The sequence below is a fragment of the Pseudocolwellia agarivorans genome, from assembly GCF_002000085.1.
GTDB lineage: Bacteria > Pseudomonadota > Gammaproteobacteria > Enterobacterales > Alteromonadaceae > Pseudocolwellia > Pseudocolwellia agarivorans.
Map to the genome: position 1 here is coordinate 210,187 of NZ_MUZU01000006.1, position 19,263 is coordinate 229,449.

Consider the following 19,263-nt stretch of genomic DNA (forward strand, 5'->3'; position numbering starts at 1 on the left):
TTGCGTAAGTATATACTCATAAGGAATTAAAAAAATGAAGAAATATAGAAGTTTATTCGCCGTTATTCTTATTTTATTTTTGCGGATTGGTGATATCAACGCTGCAATGATTAGCCTTGAACCAAATATGTCTGATGTACATGTTGGAGAGGTATTTAATATTGATCTTAAAATATCAAACGTAGACACTGATATTTTAACAACCTTTGACTTTAATGTGCTATTCGAAGCAAGTACTTTAGAGTTCATGAACTTCACTTTTGGTGACCCCGTATTTGGTAATCAATTGGATCTATTTGGATTTAGTGGGGGCCTTTTTTCCAGTGTTACCCAACCTTCTACTGGTACAATAAACCTAACTGATACTAGCTTTGATACAGATTTTGATTTATTCGCCTTGCAATTAGATGAGTTTATTATCGGTACTTTTACTTTTAATGCAAAAGCTGTTGGAACAATTACATTATCATTTGATAATGTACTACTTGGCGGTGCTTTCGATCGTAACTTTATACCAACCCCTCTTGCATTTACGGCTATACCTAGCTCAGTTGACGTGACTTCAACACAAGTTCCAGAACCACATTTAGCTAGCATGCTTTTATTTGGCTTAGGTATAATAGGGTTAAGAAAACGCTATATAAAGTTGAAAATATAATACAACTATAATGTTACTAACCCCTGCAAATGCAGGGTTTTTCATTTATAATGTCCAAATAGAAGTTAGGCTAACCATTATTATGAATACAACAGAAATGGCATTATTAAGAAACAAATAATGACTAAAATATTAGAAAAACCTATACCACCTGCAGATGGTGCATGCTGCGAGAGTGGGTGTAGCCCTTGTGTGTGGGACTTTTATTATGAAGAGCGGAAAGCATGGAAAGCACAACAGGCCCAGCTAGCGCAAGAAGCTGAAAATAATAAGCATCAAACTCCATAAACGGAATCGAGACTATTAGAATCTCCCTGCATTCCTACGGATGTATTTATTCTACTCTCCTAAAGTTTATTTTTGAGAGTATTTTTTCACAATACCGCCTAATGTAGTTATGGCTTTAACAACCTCGTCACTCCACTGCACCCCAAAACTTATTCTCATAAAATTATTATACTTTCCTGATGGCGAGAAAATAATTCCTGGAGCAAAACTTACTCCGTTTTCAATCGCTTCATGAAATAACTTTTCTGTATCGACATGAGAACGACACCTTACCCATAAAACACCACCACCTTTAGGCTCTGAAATACATACTTCAGTTGGAAATTGTTCAGTAATTAATGCTCGCATGCGTTCGCTGTTGTATTGTAATTTTCTTCGTAAAACCTGTAAGTATTTATCATATTCGCCACTCATTAGGTAATCACTTAACGTCCATTGCTGTAACATAGCCGTTGAACATGATTGCGCTCTTTTTATTCCTTTTGCTTTTTCTTCGTACTTACCCGCCACTAACCAACCAATACGATAACCAGGAGCTGCGGTTTTAGAGAAAGAAGAGCAAGTTAGCACTAGGCCTTTTTTAGAATACAGTTCTGCTGGTTTAGGCTTTTCTTCTGTAAAATAAAGTTCACTGTAAACCTCATCTTCAATTAAAGGAATGTTATATTTTTCAACTAGTTCAACTAGCTCTTTGCGTTCCATATTGGTCATCAGGGAACCTAAAGGGTTATTTACTGTGGTTGTAAATAAGCAAGCTTTAACATTGTGTTTTTTAAGTACTTTTTCTAATTCCTTTGAGCAAACACCATTTTCAGTACAGGTATACACCTCTACCACTTTCATCCCCAAACTTTCTATTAATTCTAACTGTCCAAAATAACAAGGTGACTCTACCGCAATAACATCACCTTTAGAGGCAACACATTGCAATGCAATAGATAATGCTTCTTGAGCACCATTGGTAATAATTATATCGTCGTAATTAACTGCAACCCCCTGTTCTTGATAGCGGAGCGCAATATTCAATCGTAATTTTGAATCTCCATTAACAGCTCCATAGCTTACTGACTTTTCTGATACTCGACTTAACACACCTTTCATTAAACGAGATAAAGCTTTGTCTGGTGGGTGTGTATTTACTGGGTTTGAAAGCCCCAAAGCAACCGTATTAGGTAAATGAATAGCTGCGTAAACTTGCTCAATAAGGCTCCTACATTGCAACTCAGCTGGAGAGGAATGTAACCAACGATCTCTCATGGGTAACAAAGTACGTACTTGTTTAGCTTTCATGTAGTAACCCGATTGAGGGCGTGCATAAATAGCCCCTTGTCGTTCTAATTCAATATAAGCTTGCTTTACAGTAGGTACACTGATGTCTAATTGCTTACTTAATTTACGTAAACTTGGGAGTTTATCGCCCGCTTGAAAAACACCTTTTTTCTCTTGCTTTTCAACATAGTCAATAACTTGTTGGTATAAAAAATTAGATGATGATTTATCAAGTAGCTGCATAACTGTATAGGTATCATTTTTTATTTTTTGTATATGTTATTAAATCAAAATTTAGTTAAACTGTCATTACTTCTTAATGAAATCAACTTTAATCTTATGAATAATACCTTGTTATACATAATGACTGTTCTTATTTGGGGCTCTACCTGGATTGCTATTAATTATCAATTAGGTGACGTTTCCCCAGCCGTATCCCTTAGTTATCGCTTTGCGTTAGCTGCGGCTATTTTATTTATTTTTTGTAAACAGCAAAAAATACAACTTAACTTTTCATTAAAGTTACACGTCCAATTTTTGGCATTTGGCTTAGCGTTGTTTGGTTGTAATTATTATTTTCTATACAGCGCACAACAACATATTAATTCAGCACTTACCTGCATTGGATTTTCAATGATAATGATATTCAACATGATTAACGCTCGAATTTGGTATAAAACCCAAATAACTAAGCAGTTTTATATTGGGGGATTACTCGGTATAACAGGGATAACAACGTTGTTTTGGCCACAAATTAGTCATGTATCTTTAGGTGAACAAACGCTTATTGGTTTAAGCTTTTGTTTAGTAGGAACCATATTAGCTTCTTGCGGTAATATGATTTCGATTAGAAACCAGAAAAAAAAGGCACCACTTCATGCTGCTAACGCATGGGGCATGGCTTATGGGGCAATTTGTTTAGGGCTATGGGCATTTATTAATGGTGAAGCTTTTATACTGCCCATGAACATCGCTTATATCAGCTCATTACTTTACTTATCTATTTTTGGTTCTGTTATCGCTTTTGGTTGTTATTTAACGTTATTAAATAAAATTGGTCCTCAAAAAACCTCATATGCCAATATCATGTTTCCTGCAATAGCGGTGTTAATATCTTCATTTGTGGAAGACTTCCAGTGGAGTGCTTTTACAGTAGTAGGATTAAGCTGTATTTTTCTTGGTAACATCATTGTTTTATCTAAAACCAAAGTTAAACCTGAGGTAAGTAAAAACGCCGTAAGAAACGACGATATTAATACAGCAGAAAAAGTTGTTTCTTAAAAAATAGTTTTTTTGTATTCAACATATTTCGAGATGGTAGAATTTATCTAATTACAGCGTAATTAATGGGTATTAAAAAACTAATGCAAATAACGCTGTAATAAAACACACTATATATCATTTATTCAGCCTAAAATGACAATTTAATCTGATTATTTATTCTAAATTACACCTTAAACGGTTTATAATTACTCAGCTGTAAAATTAATAAAACTTGTTTAACAAGCTTTTATCATTCAAATAAATTTTAGGTACCCCCATGCAACGATTAGCTCCAGCTCTACGTGAAGACAATGTTCCACTTGATCTCATCTCATTAATCAAAACAGTACTAGCCGCAACGAAAGAAATATCTTTTCGTGTTGGCCAAGGTCATTTAAGCGGCCTTATGGGATCAACTTTAGATGAAAACATTCAAGGCGAAGTTCAAAAAGAACTTGATGTGGTAGCAAATGAACTATTTAAAGATATTTTATTAGAATCTGGTTTTGTAAAAGCTATTTCGTCTGAAGAAGAAGATACTTCAGTTGCAGGAAACCCCGACGGTAAATATATTGTATCGTTTGATCCACTAGACGGTAGTTCAAATATCGAAATTAACTCATTGATAGGTACTATATTCTCTATTCATCCAGCTATTGATGGCATGGATGCAAGTGATCCGGATATGTTTAAACAAGCTGGTAACAAACAAATTTGTGCGGGTTATGTTTTATACGGCCCTTCAACGATGTTGGTAATGACCACAGGTAAAGGCACTCATTTTTATGTACTCGATCGTACTTACGGTGGTTACTTATTAGTAGAGCGCAACGTTCAAATTTCAGAAGATACCCAAGAATTTTCCGTTAATATGTCAAATCAACGTTTCTGGGAATCACCTATGCAAGACTATATTAACGACTTACTATTAGGAACTGAAGGCCCACGTGGTAAAAACTTTAACATGAGATGGTGTGCCGCCATGGTAGGCGATGTTCATAGAGTACTAACTCGTGGTGGCCTATTTACTTACCCCGCTGACTCAAAAGATCTTGCTAAACCCAATAAATTACGTTTAATGTACGAAGCAAACCCAATGAGCTTTTTAGTTGAACAAGCGGGTGGTTTAAGTGTTACATCAACACAAAGAATAATGGATATTGAACCAACAGATATTCATCAACGTGTTGAAGTTATTTTAGGCTCTAAGAACGAAGTAAATAAGTGTTTGTCTTACTACAAGTAACAATAGATCAAATACTTAAACAGAGAGGATGTATTTCCTCTCTGTAATTCTTTCTATTTTTATAACCCTTATCTTGCTTTATTCTTCAATACTCAGTTAACCCTCCCTATAAGAACTATTCTTTACAGCCAACATTCATTGTATAGATATAAACCTTTTTGTTAGAATAGCCGCTATTAAATTTTAATAACAAACTCCTTTAACAGAGAATTTTATATGTCAGCTTACGCCGTGGGACACAAAGTTCCAGATTCAGATTCAATTTGTTCAGCTATCGCGCTTTCTTATTTAAAAAATGCGACAGGTGAAGACGTGAAACCTGCACGTTTAGGTGAACTATCTCCTGAAACCCTTTTTATTCTAGAAAAATTTGGTTTTGAACAACCTGAACTAAAAATGACATTTGCCGATACCGACGGTATTTATGTAGTCGATCACTCAGATCGCATTCAAGGCCCTGACGATATTGATGATACAACCGTATTAGGCATTATTGATCATCACAAATTAGGCGACATTACAACTTCTACACCGCTTGAATGCTGGATCCGTCCTGTAGGCTGTACTAACACCATTATTAAAATGATGTACGACTTTCATAGCGTTGCAATTCCTAAAGATATTGCCGGAGCCATGATGTGTGCAATATTGTCTGATACAGTAATTTTTAAATCACCAACATGTACAACGGCTGATATTAAATGTGTTGAAGCTCTTGCTGAAATTGCTGGTATTGAAGACTACAAAGCGTTAGGCATGGAAATGTTTAAAGTGAAATCGGCGGTTGAAGGTACACCAATTCGCGACTTAGTTATGCGTGACTTTAAAGACTTTAACATGCACGGTAAAAAAGTAGGTATTGGCCAATTAGAAGTTATCGACCTAGCTGTATTTGATGAAATGAAAGAAGACTTTTTGGCTGATATGGCCACATTAAAAGCCGAAGGCGAACGTCACAGCGTAATGTTACTGTTAACTGACATTATGAAAGAAGGTTCTGAAGTATTAGTAATCAGTGACAACGACGACTTAACAGAAAAAGCCTACGGTAAAGCCACGGTTAACGGTAAAGTTTGGATCGACGGTATTATGAGCCGTAAGAAACAAGTAGTTCCGCCACTTCAAGATTCTTTAGCTTAAACATCATTTTTTAAAATACATAAAAGCCCTGAAATATAAATTATTTCAGGGCTTTTTCTTTAATAAAAATAAATATTAGTTACTAGCTATAGATATTTATTTTAACGGAAAATATATATCAGTAATAAGATCACATTCATCTACTTCAAAAATAAAGTTTAAGTAATGAAAAAACAAAGGTTGCTCACGCATTTCTTCACCACTTTGAGGTAACCATTCCCGAAAAAAGTAATAAATGCTCTGATTTAGCTTATCGTGGCTTCCTTCATGACGAATTAAAGCGCATTTACCTCCTTTAATTTCTCCTATTTGAACTCCGTATTTATTATCCGGAATATCCCCTGTTATTGTTCCACAAATATCCCAGCGAAATTGGTCGGGTTCGGTTATTTGTGGGTCACTATAGGGAATACCAAACGTTTTACTGGTTTTTACTGGTGATAAGCCAGTGTCTTTACGCCATGCAATAAATTTTGCTGCAGTTTCTAGCACCGTTTCAGGCGATCCTTTATGTGCTATAAAAGCAATCTTTGCCGTGTCGAAATGAACAATATCTACATTCATTTTTATTTCTCCATAAGGTTGTATTTTAAAATCAAACCGCATGTACCACTCAGGCCATTTAGGTTCTAGCCTGAATTCTGAAGGAGACTGTTCAAATGTTCTTTTAAACGCTCTTGAAAAAGCTTCAGGGCTGTCAAATCGAGCTTCTAAGGCAATATCAATAATACGTTTATCGGCTTCAAACGCTAATCTAAACGAAGCTCTTTTCAACCTAATGAGCTGAATAAACTTAGTTACACTCATGTTGGTGTAAGCCAAAAATACACGATGAAAGTGGTATTTCGAAAATGCCGCTATATCGCTCATTTTGTCTAGCGACAATTCGTCATCAAGGTGTTGATAAATATACTCGCAAACATTCGATATACGTTCATCATAGCTATTCATTTGTTTAGCACTCATTTATTTTCTTCATCTTTCAGGTACATGTATAGTGCGCTATTGCATGGCTAACATCCTGATTGAAATTGCTATGTTTATAATCCATTATCGTTATAAAAATAACGAGTTGTTGTAATTAGTATTAATAGCCAATAATACACAATTTATAAAATAAGGTCGGACTAAATGCACATAACTAATTCAACTCGCCTGAGTTACCATCTGATTGATAAAAACGATGCGGAATTTCTTTTTCAGTTAGATCAAAATCCTGAGGTTATGCTGTATTTAAATGGCGGAAAGCCCACTACCCAAAAAGATATTTTAGATAACTTTATTCCTCGTTTATACGCTTATCGTAATACAGAAAAAGGCTGGGGATTATGGAAAGTAACCATAACAAAAACACAGCAAGACATTGGTTGGATATTAGTTCGACCAATGGATTTTTTTACTGATACACCACGCTTTAACGATATTGAATTAGGGTGGCGTTTTCTTCAATCAAGCTGGGGCAAAGGTTATGCAACCGAGGCTGCTCAACATATTCTACAAACAATAAGCAGTGAACCTGAATATCAATTTTTTAGTGCTACAGCACTGAAAGATAACGTAGCTTCAATAGCAATAATGAAAAAAATAGGTATGGAATATATAAAAAACTATCGTTATTCAGATAATAATTTTAGCAATGTTAATGCTGTTCTTTATCAAATAAACGTTGCTCAAAGTAACTAACCAGAGTTCAGCTTAACTAAAAAAGCTCAACAAAGTTACCTGTTGAGCTTCTAAAATATAAACAATAAGGTAAGTACTATACGCGTTCAAACACCGTAGCAATACCTTGTCCAAGACCTACACACATGGTCGCTAAACCAATGTTAACATCTTGACCTTCCATTAAGTTAATTAAGGTACCCGAGATACGAGAACCAGAACAACCTAGTGGATGGCCTAACGCAATTGCGCCACCGTTTAAGTTAATCATGTCATCAGCTTTATCTTCTAAGCCTAGTGCTTTAATACAAGACAATGCTTGTGCAGCAAACGCTTCGTTAAACTCAGCAAGCTCAATATCATCAATCGTTAAGCCGGCACGCTTAAGTGCTTTCTGAGTAGCAGGCACTGGACCGTATCCCATAGTCGCTGGATCACAACCTGCAATCGCCATTCCTCTAATTTTAACACGAGGTTTCAAGCCAAGTTCTTTCGCTTTGTCAGCCGACATCACTAACATAGCTGAAGCCCCATCAGATAGCGCTGAAGAAGTACCCGCAGTAACTGTACCGTTAACAGGATCAAATACTGGACGAAGTGCTGATAGCCCTTCAACCGTTGTTTCTGGACGAATAACTTCATCGTGCTCAATAAGCTTTAACGCACCTTTTTCGTCATGTCCTAAGGTAGGAACAATTTCGTTATCCCAACGCCCTTCTAACATGGCTTGGTGAGCACGTTGATGAGAACGAGCGCCAAAAGCGTCTTGCATTTCACGACTAATACCGTGTTGCTTGCCAAGTAACTCTGCCGTTAAGCCCATATTGCCTGAAGCTCTTGCTATGTGCTTACTTAAGCCCGGAGCAAAATCTACATCGTACATCATAGGAACATGCCCCATGTGTTCAACGCCACCAATTAAAAACACATCACCTTGGCCGGCAATAATACTGGTAGTAGCGTCGTGTAATGCTTGCATTGACGAACCACACAAACGGTTAACGGTTACACCACCAATTGATTTTGGTAAACCGGCCAATAACGAGGCATTACGAGCAATATTAAAACCTTGCTCTTTTGTTTGTTTAACACAGCCCCAAATAACATCTTCAATGTCGTTTGGATCAAGGGCTGGATTTCTTGCTAAAATTTGTTCCATTAAGTGGGCTGATAATGTTTCTGCACGCACATTACGAAATACGCCAGCTTTCGAACGTCCCATAGGAGTTCGTATGCAATCAATAATTACAACTTCTTTCATTGTGTTCTCCTCAGGTTAAGCTGTTTTTACATCTGTAGTGAAGTAAGATTTGCCAGATTTGGCCATTTCGCGCATGCCGTCTGTTACTTGATAGAGCTCGCCTAAATGCGCAAAGCTATCCGCCATTGCAATATAGTTATCTAAACCTACGGTTTCTAAATAACGTATAGCGCCACCTCTAAATGGAGGAAAACCTAGACCGTAAATTAATCCCATATCCGCTTCAGCAGCAGTATCAACAACACCTTCTTCTAAACATCTTACTACTTCGTTGATCATAGGGATCATTAAGCGCGCAATAATGTCTTCTTTCGAAAAGGTTTTACTCTCAGAGCAATGAGGAGCAAATAATTCATAAGCGGCTTCTGAAGCAACTTTAGTCGGGCGACCACGTTTATCTTTACCGTGATCGTAAAAACCTTTACCGTTTTTCTGGCCAAATCGCTCATTTTTATAAAGTAAACTTACTGGATCGTTATCTACTTTTTTCATACGCGTAGGAAAACCGTCAGACATTACGCCAGTACAATGATCTGCCGTATCAATACCTACAACATCTAATAGATATGCAGGTCCCATTGGCCAACCAAATTCTTTTTCCATCACTTTATCTACATCGGTAAAGTTTGCGCCTTCAATTACTAAATGGCTTAAACCTGCAAGATAAGGGAATAGAACACGGTTGACATAAAAACCCGGACAGTCGTTCACTACAATAGGTGACTTACCCATTTTAGCTGCGTATGCAACAACGGTAGCAACGGTTTCATCAGACGTGTCTTTACCACGAATAACTTCTACAAGTGGCATTCTATTTACGGGATTAAAGAAGTGCATGCCACAGAAGTTTTCAGGGCGTTTCACACTTTTAGCCAATAAATCGATTGAGATAGTTGAGGTGTTTGAAGTTACAATGGTGTCTTCACTCACTACGCTTTCTACTTCAGCAAGCACTAAACCTTTAATTTTGGGGTTTTCAACAACCGCTTCAACAACAATATCAACACCTTTTACACTATCGTAAGATAATGATGGTGTAATGTTATTTAACGTAGCTGCCATCTTTTTAACATTCATACGGCCGCGTTCAACTTGCTTTGTTAAAATGCCAGCAGCAGTACTTAAACCTAAATCTAACGCGGCATCGTTAATGTCTTTCATTACAATTGGCGTACCTTTGTAAGCAGACTGATAAGCAATACCGCCGCCCATAATACCTGCACCAAGTACAGCAGCTTTGTTTACTTGTTTGGTAGCTTGTTTACCGGCTTTTTTCGCTTTACCTTTAACGACTTGGTCGGCCATAAATAAGCCAATTTGTGCGGTAGCTGAATCTGTTTTAGATAAGGTAGCAAAAGCTTCGTTTTCAATAGTCATTGCGCCAGCACGATCTAATTTTGACGATGCTTCAATAGTATTTACCATCATCATAGGTGCAGGATAATGCTTACCCGCTTTTGCAGCGATCATGCCTTTACACGTGCTAAAGGTCATTATGCTTTCTGTCGCACTTAATTTAAGTGGCTCAAGTTTTGGCTGACGTTTAGCTTTCCAATTAAGCTTGCCTGCAATAGCATCTTTTAGCATAGAAACGGCAGACACCATTAAATCTTCAGGTGCAACTACTGCATCTAATAAGCCGGCAGCTAAAGCTTCGTCAGCACGATGTGCTTTACCTGTAGACATCCACTCAACCGCATTATCAGCACCAATAACACGAGGTAGGCGTACAGTACCACCAAAACCGGGAATTAAGCCCAGTTTAACTTCGGGTAAACCAATACTTACATTTGTGTCTGCTATTCGATAATCACAGGCTAAAGTCAATTCACATCCTCCACCTAGTGCAATACCATTAATGGCGGCAATAGTGGGTAATTGAATGTCTTCTAGCGCATTAAAAATATCCGTCGACTGTTTAATCCATGGGATCAATTCTTCAACTGGCTTTTTAAATGTATCTAAAAACTCAGTAATATCAGCACCTACTACATAAGTAGACTTACCTGATGTTACGACTACGCCCTTAGCTTCTTTAGTATTGTTAATTGCTTCAATAGCAGTCCTAAATTCAATAAAAGTTTGAGTATCAAACTTATTAACTGAGCCTTGAGCGTCAAATTTAAGCTCAACAATGCCATCTTCCAGTAATTGTACAGAAAGGCTAGTGCCTTGATAGATCATGCCTGCTCTCCTCGTAAAATTTCGCTTGTATTGGTTATCTTGCAATGACTATATAATAGACCACAATAATGAGATTAACTTCCCACCTCATCCGATGAGTTAATTTAAACTCTGTTGCTATTGAGTTTGCCTTGAAAAAAACAGGAAAGCAACTAAATTTAAACAAGCGTTTTAATTGAGTGTATTAACTTAATCATAACCATCAATACAAGTTGTTAAAGCAAATTATTATCTTCTCCCATAAAAATACACATGGGCCTTTTCAGTAAAATAATCGTATACTCTGTACTCTATTTTATCCTTCTAAATTATCTTTTATTTTAGGCACATAATGAAATTTAATCAGCTTGTTCAAAAACCTGAAAACCTCTTGTTAGCCATGGCGTTCATTATGCCTTTAATCTTTTCAGTATGGATGGTATTGCTGAATAATTTTGTTATCGAAAAGGCTAACTTTACCGGTGTAGAAATTGGTATTTTACAAAGCTTACGTGAAGTGCCTGGCTTTTTAGCTTTTACCGCAATTTACGTTCTGCTTTTTATAAAAGAACAACGTTTAGCTATTTTATCGTTAGCGGTTACTGCTATTGGCGTAGCTGCAACAGGCTACTTCCCTAGTGTTTATGGTTTGTATATAACCACGATGATCATGTCAGTAGGCTTTCATTATTTTGAAACAGTTAACCAATCTTTAACCCTACAATGGGTTGATAAAGACAAAACCGCGCATTTTATGGGGCAATTATTATCAATAAAAGCTGCAGCATCTTTACTCGCTTTTAGTACCATATGGCTACTTATGGAACAGTTTTCTTGGTCGTATCAAGCAACTTATGCTCTGTTCGGTGGTATTGGTTTAATTTTTACGATTTTTATTGGATTATCCTTTACACACTTCAAACCGAAAACAGAACAAAGTAAAAAACTGATATTGAAAAAAAGATACTGGCTGTTTTACGCCTTAACTTTTTTTGGTGGTGCACGCAGACAAATATTCGTAGTTTTTGCGGGCTTTTTAATGGTCGAAAAATTTGGTTATAGCGTTGCCGATATTAGTACCCTATTCCTCATTAACTATATTTTTAATTGGTTTTTTGCGGCCAAAATAGGAAAGTTTATTGGTAAGTTTGGTGAACGATTTGTTTTAAAATTTGAATATATCGGTTTGATACTTTTATTTTGCGCTTATGCCGTGGTTTCTAACGAATATATTGCCGCAGCCTTATATGTTATTGACCACTTATTATTTGCTTTTGCTATCGCCATTAAAACATATTTTCAAAAAATAGCGTCTCCTGAAGATATAGCCTCAACCGCCGGTGTTAGCTTTTCAATTAACCATATCGCCGCAGTTGTTATTCCAGCTTTACTTGGCATGGTATGGATTATTAATTCTGCATGGGTATTTTATATTGGTGCTACCTTTGCCGCATGTTCATTTATTTTAGCTTTACTTATTCCTAATTCGCCCGCTATTGGCGTTGAATTACGAAGCCATGAATTAAAACAAAAAGAAGAAGTTAATATATAACGGTTTCACTTATTATTTTACTAAATGCAAATATATGTTTAAATTAAAACAAAAATTAAGGATTAACCGTGAACAAAGATCAAGATGAATCACTTCAAGAACCACAAACAGACTTAGTCGCTTCATCAACGGTTAATACTACAAATATTTCTGCAGAATCTAAAAATTCAAGCTCTAAATCCACCTCAGGTTTTACTTCACAAAAACAACTACTGGCTTTAGCTAAACAATTTGTACTCGATGGCGCTTTATTACCTGAAAATAAACAAATGCCACTTGAAGAACGAGTAGTAAGAAGAGAGCGACTGTCTCGATTACGTCAGCAGCAAAACTTAGAATCTATTGTTAAAAAATCATTAGCCTATTGCCCTAATGCCAGCAACTCAGCAAAAGCAGACCCTGACTGGTTTAGTCGCTTTACACATTTAGCCGAAGACGTTAGCAACAATACCATGCAAGACTTGTGGGCTAAGATTTTAGCGGGTGAAATTACACATCCGGGTTCTTTTTCACTTAAATCACTCACCGTTTTTAAATCAATGAGTATTACTGATGCAAAGCTGTTAGCTAAAGTTTGTAGCCTTGCGGTTAAAGACACGAGTAAGAAGAATATGCGTATACTGTCTGGTGCGTATAAAACACCGGGGCTATTAAGCTTTTTCAGTAAAAATACGCAAAGTAAGGTGAATTTAAATCAGTGTGGGATCAGTTATACCGAACTATTAAGCCTAGCCGATAATCATCTTATTTTTCTGCAAGAAGCGGAATCAAACGAGTTACAAAAAGGAGAACAAGTGGTTTTCAACTATAATGGCCAAAATCTAACCTTGACCGCTAAAGCAAACCAATGTGGTTTACGTTTTTACAAGTTCACCCCCATTGGAAGTGAACTTGCTTTACTTATTTCTGATAATCCTGACGAAGACTTAGTGCCTTTATTAAAATCATCATTACATGCTCATTTTTCAGTAAGCTAACCTAAATACCATCACCGTCGGTATGTAAGCCACATTCTCTTTGCCCACCAGAAAAACGCGTATCGCTTTCGTCCATGCCTAATGTTAGCGGTTTAGTACTGTGTACATCACCTACAGAAACATAACCATGATCCCATAACGGGTGATACGGTAAACCATGTTTAGTTAAGTACTGGTGAACGTCTTTATTGGTCCAATCAATAATTGGATGTACTTTGAAACGACCACGTAAGGTACTTACTACAGGTAAGTTTTCTCTGTGTGCAGTTTGTTGACGACGCACGCCTGTAAACCAAGTACTTGCATTTAAGTCATTTAAACCACGTTCTAAAGGCTCTACTTTGTTACGGCGGTTATATGCCTTTAACTCTGCTTCACCTTTGTCCCACTCTTCACCGTATTTAGCTTGTTGCCAAGCGGCGCTTTCTTTTGCGCTATATACGTGAAGATTCAAATTTAAACGCTCAGTTAACTGATCGATAAATTGATAGGTTTCCGGAAATAAATGCCCTGTATCCGTTATTAGCACAGGAATATTTGGATCAACCTGCGTAAGTAGATGTAACATTACCGCAGATTGAATACCAAAACTTGATGATAATACAAACTGAGAAGGTAAGTTCTCTAACGTCCATTCAACACGCGCAACAGCCGACTCTTTCTCTAATAACTCATTCCATTGGTTTAGCAATGGCTCCGGCACCGTAGTCGCGGAATAGTTATTAACAGCTGCTTGACTTGTATTAAGCATGAAAATCTCGCTTACTCACTTTAACTTCGGCAACAATGCCGGCACGTATGGTGAAATCACCAAAACCTTCGTTGTCGTTACGCTCTGTAGACCAACGGCCAACTAACTGATCTATTTCAGTTAAAATGCCAGCTTCGTCAACACCGTCTTTGTATAGCTTAGGTACACGAGTACCTGCATGGTTACCACCTAAATACATGTTGTATTTACCTGGACCTTTACCCACTAAACCAATTTCGGCAAGCATTGCTCTACCACAACCGTTTGGACAACCCGTAACACGTAAAATTACATGTTCGTCTGCTACCTTATGTTTAGCTAAAATACCTTCAACGTCAGTCACTAAACCGGGTAAGTAACGTTCAGCTTCAGCCATTGCTAATGGACAAGTAGGAAATGCCACACAAGCCATTGAGTTTTTACGTTGATTGGATGTTTCGTCTTTAATTAAGCCGTATTGACGCGCTAAGGTTTCAATATTGGCTTTATCTTCAGCTGCAACGCCCGCAACAATTAAGTTTTGGTTGGCTGTCATTCTAAAGTCACCTTTGTGAACTTTAGCAATTTCAGCAACACCAGTTTTGATAGGGCTGTCTGGGCCATCAATTAAACGACCGTTTTCAACAAATAATGTTAGATGATTCTTGCCATCAAAACCTTCAACCCAACCAATGCTATCGCCACGGCTAGTAAATTCGTATGAACGACTTTCGCCAAAGGTAACACCAGCACGTTTTTCAACTTCAGCTTTAAAGGTTTCAATACCTACACGATCTAATGTGTATTTAGTTTTCGCATTTTTACGATTTACACGGTTACCCCAATCACGTTGAGTGGTAACAACCGCTTCCGCAACATCTAATGTTTTATCGATTGAGATAAAACCAAAGTCATCCGCTTTACGAGGATACGTTGAATTATCACCATGCGTCATGGCTAAGCCACCACCCACTAATACGTTAAAACCAATTAATTTTCCGTTTTCAGCTATAGCAACAAAGTTTAAATCGTTAGCATGCACGTCGATGTCATTCTTTGGAGGAATAACAACCGTTGTTTTAAACTTACGAGGTAAATAGCTTTTACCTAAAATGGGTTCGTCATGTTCAGTGGTTTCAACTTTTTCTGCATCTAACCAAATTTCAGCATAGGCTTTAGTTTTTGGTAATAAATGTTCACTGATTTTTTTCGCCCACTCGTAAGCTTCTTGATGAAGTTCAGATTCAATTGGGTTACTTGTACATAATACGTTTCTGTTAACGTCGCCAGCAGTTGCAATACCATCAATACCGATGCTATTTAACGTTTGGTGCATTAACTTAATATTTGGCTTTAAAACACCGTGGAATTGAAACGTTTGACGTGTAGTTAAACGAATACTTCCGTAAGAGGTGTAATCGTCAGCAAATTTATCAATCGCTAACCATTGCTTAGGCGTAATAATACCGCCTGGCATACGAGCACGAAGCATTACGTTATGTAATGGTTCTAATTTTTGCTTTTGACGCTCAGCACGAATGTCACGGTCATCTTGCTGATACATACCATGGGTACGTATTAACTGGTAATTATCAGGGGTAAAACCACCTGTCATTCTGTCAGCTAAATCTTCAACAATAGTTCCGCGTAAGTAGTTACTTTCTAACTTTAAGCGCTCGTTATCCGCATGTTTACCTTCAACAATAATTGGACCATCACCGGTAGATTTAATGTCTTTAAATTCAGTTGTCATTAGTATACGTCCTTCTGGTAACGTTTGTTGCTGCGTAACGATTTCAAATAGTCTTCAGCTTGCTCAGGCGTTAATCCACCTTGAGTCGCGATTACATCAACTAAAGTGTTGTGTACATCTTTCGCCATACGGTTTGCATCACCACAAATATATAAGTGGGCGCCACGCTCTAACCATTCAAACACTTCTTTAGCGTTTTCTTTAATACGGTCTTGTACATAAACTTTTTCAGCTTGGTCGCGAGAGAAAGCTACGTCCATTTTAGTTAATAAGCCTGATTTTAAATAACCTTGCCATTCAACTTGGTATAAGAAGTCTTGAGTAAAGGTTTGATCACCAAAGAACATCCAGTTATCACCTTCAGCATCGCTTGCATCACGCTCTTGCATGAATGCTCTAAATGGTGCAACACCTGTACCTGGACCTACCATAATGACTGGCGTGTTACCGTCAGCAGGTAAGCGGAAGTTATCGTTATGTTCAACAAATACTTTAACCGTAGCGCCTTCTTCTGCATCGTTAGCTAAGAAACCTGAAGCACCACCAAAACGTGTAGCGCCGTTTTCTTCATAGCTAACTAAACCCACTGTTAAGTGAACTTCTTCTTCAACTTCGGCTTGGCTTGAAGCAATAGAATATAAACGCGGTGTAATTTTACGAAGTGCATCAACAAATACTTGTGCAGCTACATCACTTGGCGCCGCTTTTACAATATCAACAATTTGATGTTCGCCAGCGTATTCACGCGCTGCGTTTTTGTCTTCAGCTAAAGCTTTAAGTTTTGCATCACCTGAAATACTTGCCCAAAACTCAATAAAAGCAGGAGCAGTTTGAGTAATTTCTAATTCAGACGTTAACGCTTGGCTTAAAGTAAAGCTTTCGCCTTTAATGCTAACTTTTTCGTCTGCGCTTAGTTTTAATGTGGCAATTAACTCTTCAACTAACGCTGCTGAGTTTTCAAACCATACGCCTAAAGCATCACCTACTTGGTAAGTTAAGCCAGACTCGCCTAAATCAATTTCTACGTGGCGAACATCTTTAGCAGAGTCACGACCGGTAATTTTTTGGCTAACTAAAAGCTCAGCTTCATAAGGGGTTTGTTTAGTGTACTGACTTTCAACTTCAGTAGCGCCAGACAAGCTAACAACCGGCGCTAAACCTGCATCACCTGATTTTGTTAAATCGTCTTTTAATGTATCAATAACATTTGCAGACCAAGATTGTGCGTCTTCTTCGTAGTCAACATCACAATCAACGCGAGGAGTAACGGCAGTCGCACCTAATGCTTTTAAGCGCTCGTCAAAGTCTTTACCTGTTTGGCAGTAAAATTCGTAGCTGCTGTCGCCTAATGCCAATATGCTGTATTGCAAGTTTGGTAATTTAGGCGCTTTTTTAGAGGCTAAAAACTCATGGAATTCAATCGCATCATCTGGCGGCTCGCCTTCACCGTTAGTACTTGTAACGATAAGTAGGTGCGTTTCAGATTTTAATGATTTTGGCTTGTACTCTGAAACGTTTTTAAAGTTAACAGTAATACCTGCAGCTTTCGCATTTTCAGCTAACTTTTTAGCAACGCCTTTAGCGTTACCTGTTTGCGATGAAAATAAAATAGTTAATGTCGGTTGAGCTTGTGCAGATGCCCCCGCAGTAGCAGTAGGTAGAACAGCAACTGAGCCACCTTCACTTTTCGCTGCTAAATAACCACTTGTCCACGCTAATTGTAGCGGTGTGTAAGTCGCTATAGCTTCTTGTAAAGATGCAAGTTGGTTTGCATCTAGCATTGTTTGGTTTAAATTTTTCTGACCTGGCAACATAATGTCAACTCGCCCATTTAGAAGTAATAGGCAAATAGTAATAGTCCTGCCTAAAAAAGAAAAAGATTAGAAGTTGCCTTTTTATTCCAAAAAAGAATATAAGACTAACTTGTATGACTGATTGTTTAAGTAAGTTGCTCGCAAAGCCAACCGGTATATGTTCTGTACGCTTGTTCGTTAAAATTTACTGAGTGTCTATTCATAAACCCGTGATAAAAACTGCAACGTTTAATTGACACCCTTGCCAGCTTTTTAAGTTTTTCTTGTAAAGCGTCTACATCAAAATGCTCTTCTTTTTTAGGAAGAATAACCGTACTTTTAATTTGAGGCTGAATATCAAGCAAATGCCGAATTTGTGAACCGTAAAAGTAAATAGCGTGTTCTACGTTGATATTATTTTTAGCAGATAGCGCCCAAAGTGCTGACGCGCCAACACTAAAGCCAATAACAGTAGTATCTTTTTGTGAGACGAGTATTGAATGTAAATGCTGTGCGTATTGTTCAACGCCTACATGTTTAACAAAATAAGCATAGGCTGTCGCTTCATCTTCAAAGCTCATCTGCTTACCTTGATAGGGATCAACAATATTAATTGCAGCTCCTGAACTAACTGTTAATGTTGCCACAAACTCTTTTAAAGCAGATGTAATACCAAAAATGTCAGTAACTATATAGATGGCTTTCATATTTAAACATATACCTTAAACATTAACTTAAGCACTGGTCGACTGAGATTCTTGTTTCCACTTATCCATTTCTTCATTAATAAAATGGTTAACAAGATCACGGTACATTTTTTCTATCGCATCAGGACTTAAGCCTTCTTTTTCAGCCCACACTCTACGCTGCTGTAACATTGCTGCGAAACGTTCGGGAGCACGAACAGACGTTTCCGAAGTTTTAAATTGTGCGGCAGACTTAACGTATTGAAAACGGCGTCCTAACAAAGTCACAATGGTTTGATCTATACCATCAATTTCGGTACGTATATCGTCCATCCCTTTACATTGCTGTGGTGATAACGTTTCTTTATATTCCATGAGTATTTTTGTCCTTTAGGTTTTCAATCGAGCTGTTTGAAGTAAAAATACTAGCTTAGCTAGTTAAAGCTGACCCCACACGGCAAATTCATTACCGCTTGGTTCTGTAAAATGGAATCGTTTTCCGCCAGGGAATTCATAAGTGTCTTGTTTAATAACACCACCCGCTGCTTTTATTTTTTGCTGTGTGCTATCTAAATCGTTACTGAATAGAACAATAAGTGCGCCACCTTTTGCTTGCACACTTGCCCCTTCCGCTTTAAAAAAACCACCATCTAAACCTTGATGATTAAACGCTGTGTAATCAGGCCCAAAATCTTGAAAGCTCCAGCCAAATGCTTCTTCGAAAAAGGCTTTCGTGGCTTTAAGGTCGTTAGCTGCAAACTCTACATAATTAATTTTTTCGTGATTCGGGTTATTTGTCATTATGCTTTCCTTGTTTAGCTG

General features: G+C 37.5%; 18 protein-coding genes. 8 read left to right on the forward strand and 10 right to left on the reverse strand.

The window, feature by feature from the left end:
• Nucleotides 1-34 precede the first annotated feature (34 nt).
• Together B0X80_RS11445 and B0X80_RS11450 are read left to right on the forward strand one after the other, a co-directional pair.
• Nucleotides 35-658, forward strand: coding sequence for a PEP-CTERM sorting domain-containing protein (locus B0X80_RS11445; RefSeq protein ID WP_077340415.1), 624 nt, complete (start codon nt 35-37; stop codon nt 656-658).
• A 120-nt stretch (nt 659-778) separates the two neighbouring features.
• Nucleotides 779-946 (forward strand): oxidoreductase-like domain-containing protein, encoded by a 168-nt coding sequence (locus B0X80_RS11450; protein ID WP_077340416.1) that lies wholly within the window; start codon nt 779-781, stop codon nt 944-946.
• A gap of 66 nt (nt 947-1,012) precedes the next feature.
• Here the strand turns inward: B0X80_RS11450 and B0X80_RS11455 are convergent, their stop codons facing one another.
• On the reverse strand, nt 1,013-2,458 hold the full coding sequence (locus tag B0X80_RS11455) for an aminotransferase-like domain-containing protein (RefSeq protein WP_077340417.1): 1,446 nt from the start codon (nt 2,456-2,458) through the stop codon (nt 1,013-1,015).
• A 120-nt stretch (nt 2,459-2,578) separates the two neighbouring features.
• On the opposite strand from B0X80_RS11455, the gene B0X80_RS11460 reads away from it, so the two are divergent.
• The 3 genes from B0X80_RS11460 (at nt 2,579) to B0X80_RS11470 (ending at nt 5,864) form a co-directional block, all read left to right on the forward strand.
• Nucleotides 2,579-3,496, forward strand: coding sequence for a DMT family transporter (locus tag B0X80_RS11460; protein ID WP_245825445.1), 918 nt, complete (start codon nt 2,579-2,581; stop codon nt 3,494-3,496).
• 259 nt (nt 3,497-3,755) lie between these two features.
• A complete protein-coding gene (locus tag B0X80_RS11465; RefSeq protein ID WP_077340418.1) occupies nt 3,756-4,724 on the forward strand; it encodes a class 1 fructose-bisphosphatase in 969 nt (322 codons plus the stop codon).
• A 216-nt stretch (nt 4,725-4,940) separates the two neighbouring features.
• Entirely contained in the window at nt 4,941-5,864 is a 924-nt protein-coding gene (locus B0X80_RS11470) for a manganese-dependent inorganic pyrophosphatase (protein WP_077340419.1), read from the forward strand.
• 96 nt (nt 5,865-5,960) lie between these two features.
• On the opposite strand, the gene B0X80_RS11475 is transcribed toward B0X80_RS11470, so the two are convergent.
• Nucleotides 5,961-6,830 carry an AraC family transcriptional regulator gene (locus tag B0X80_RS11475; RefSeq protein ID WP_217697146.1) on the reverse strand — a complete coding sequence of 290 codons (870 nt, stop codon included), beginning with the start codon at nt 6,828-6,830 and terminating at the stop codon, nt 5,961-5,963.
• Nucleotides 6,831-6,995: 165 nt separating this feature from the next.
• Here B0X80_RS11475 and B0X80_RS11480 point away from each other — a divergent pair, with 165 nt between their 5' ends.
• Nucleotides 6,996-7,547, forward strand: a complete 552-nt coding sequence (locus B0X80_RS11480; protein ID WP_077340420.1) for a GNAT family N-acetyltransferase — start codon at nt 6,996-6,998, stop codon at nt 7,545-7,547.
• Between the two features lie 76 nt (nt 7,548-7,623).
• Here B0X80_RS11480 and fadA read toward each other — a convergent pair whose 3' ends face one another.
• The gene (fadA, locus tag B0X80_RS11485) at nt 7,624-8,787 is read right to left on the reverse strand and encodes an acetyl-CoA C-acyltransferase FadA (RefSeq protein ID WP_077340421.1); all 1,164 of its coding nucleotides are present in this window, start codon (nt 8,785-8,787) and stop codon (nt 7,624-7,626) included.
• A 15-nt stretch (nt 8,788-8,802) separates the two neighbouring features.
• A complete protein-coding gene (fadB, locus tag B0X80_RS11490) occupies nt 8,803-10,971 on the reverse strand; it encodes a fatty acid oxidation complex subunit alpha FadB (protein WP_077340422.1) in 2,169 nt (722 codons plus the stop codon).
• A gap of 331 nt (nt 10,972-11,302) precedes the next feature.
• Here fadB and B0X80_RS11495 point away from each other — a divergent pair, with 331 nt between their 5' ends.
• Nucleotides 11,303-12,502 (forward strand): MFS transporter, encoded by a 1,200-nt coding sequence (locus B0X80_RS11495; RefSeq protein WP_077340423.1) that lies wholly within the window; start codon nt 11,303-11,305, stop codon nt 12,500-12,502.
• 68 nt (nt 12,503-12,570) lie between these two features.
• Complete coding sequence (locus B0X80_RS11500) at nt 12,571-13,479, forward strand: TIGR03899 family protein (protein ID WP_077340425.1); 909 nt, start codon at nt 12,571-12,573, stop codon at nt 13,477-13,479.
• A gap of 1 nt (nt 13,480) precedes the next feature.
• Here B0X80_RS11500 and B0X80_RS11505 read toward each other — a convergent pair whose 3' ends face one another.
• From B0X80_RS11505 to B0X80_RS11530, 6 genes are all read right to left on the reverse strand, one after another.
• Nucleotides 13,481-14,230 carry a phosphoadenylyl-sulfate reductase gene (locus B0X80_RS11505; protein ID WP_077340427.1) on the reverse strand — a complete coding sequence of 250 codons (750 nt, stop codon included), beginning with the start codon at nt 14,228-14,230 and terminating at the stop codon, nt 13,481-13,483.
• Nucleotides 14,223-15,962, reverse strand: coding sequence for an assimilatory sulfite reductase (NADPH) hemoprotein subunit (cysI, locus tag B0X80_RS11510; RefSeq protein WP_077340429.1), 1,740 nt, complete (start codon nt 15,960-15,962; stop codon nt 14,223-14,225). The genes B0X80_RS11505 and cysI overlap by 8 nt, the downstream gene beginning before the upstream one ends.
• Nucleotides 15,962-17,776 (reverse strand): assimilatory sulfite reductase (NADPH) flavoprotein subunit, encoded by a 1,815-nt coding sequence (locus B0X80_RS11515; RefSeq protein WP_077340431.1) that lies wholly within the window; start codon nt 17,774-17,776, stop codon nt 15,962-15,964. The genes cysI and B0X80_RS11515 overlap by 1 nt, the downstream gene beginning before the upstream one ends.
• A gap of 125 nt (nt 17,777-17,901) precedes the next feature.
• The gene (locus B0X80_RS11520; protein ID WP_077340433.1) at nt 17,902-18,462 is read right to left on the reverse strand and encodes a dienelactone hydrolase family protein; all 561 of its coding nucleotides are present in this window, start codon (nt 18,460-18,462) and stop codon (nt 17,902-17,904) included.
• A 27-nt stretch (nt 18,463-18,489) separates the two neighbouring features.
• Complete coding sequence (locus B0X80_RS11525) at nt 18,490-18,816, reverse strand: isochorismate lyase (protein WP_077340435.1); 327 nt, start codon at nt 18,814-18,816, stop codon at nt 18,490-18,492.
• 63 nt (nt 18,817-18,879) lie between these two features.
• Nucleotides 18,880-19,242 (reverse strand): VOC family protein, encoded by a 363-nt coding sequence (locus B0X80_RS11530; RefSeq protein WP_077340437.1) that lies wholly within the window; start codon nt 19,240-19,242, stop codon nt 18,880-18,882.
• Between the last annotated feature and the right edge of the window lie 21 nt (nt 19,243-19,263).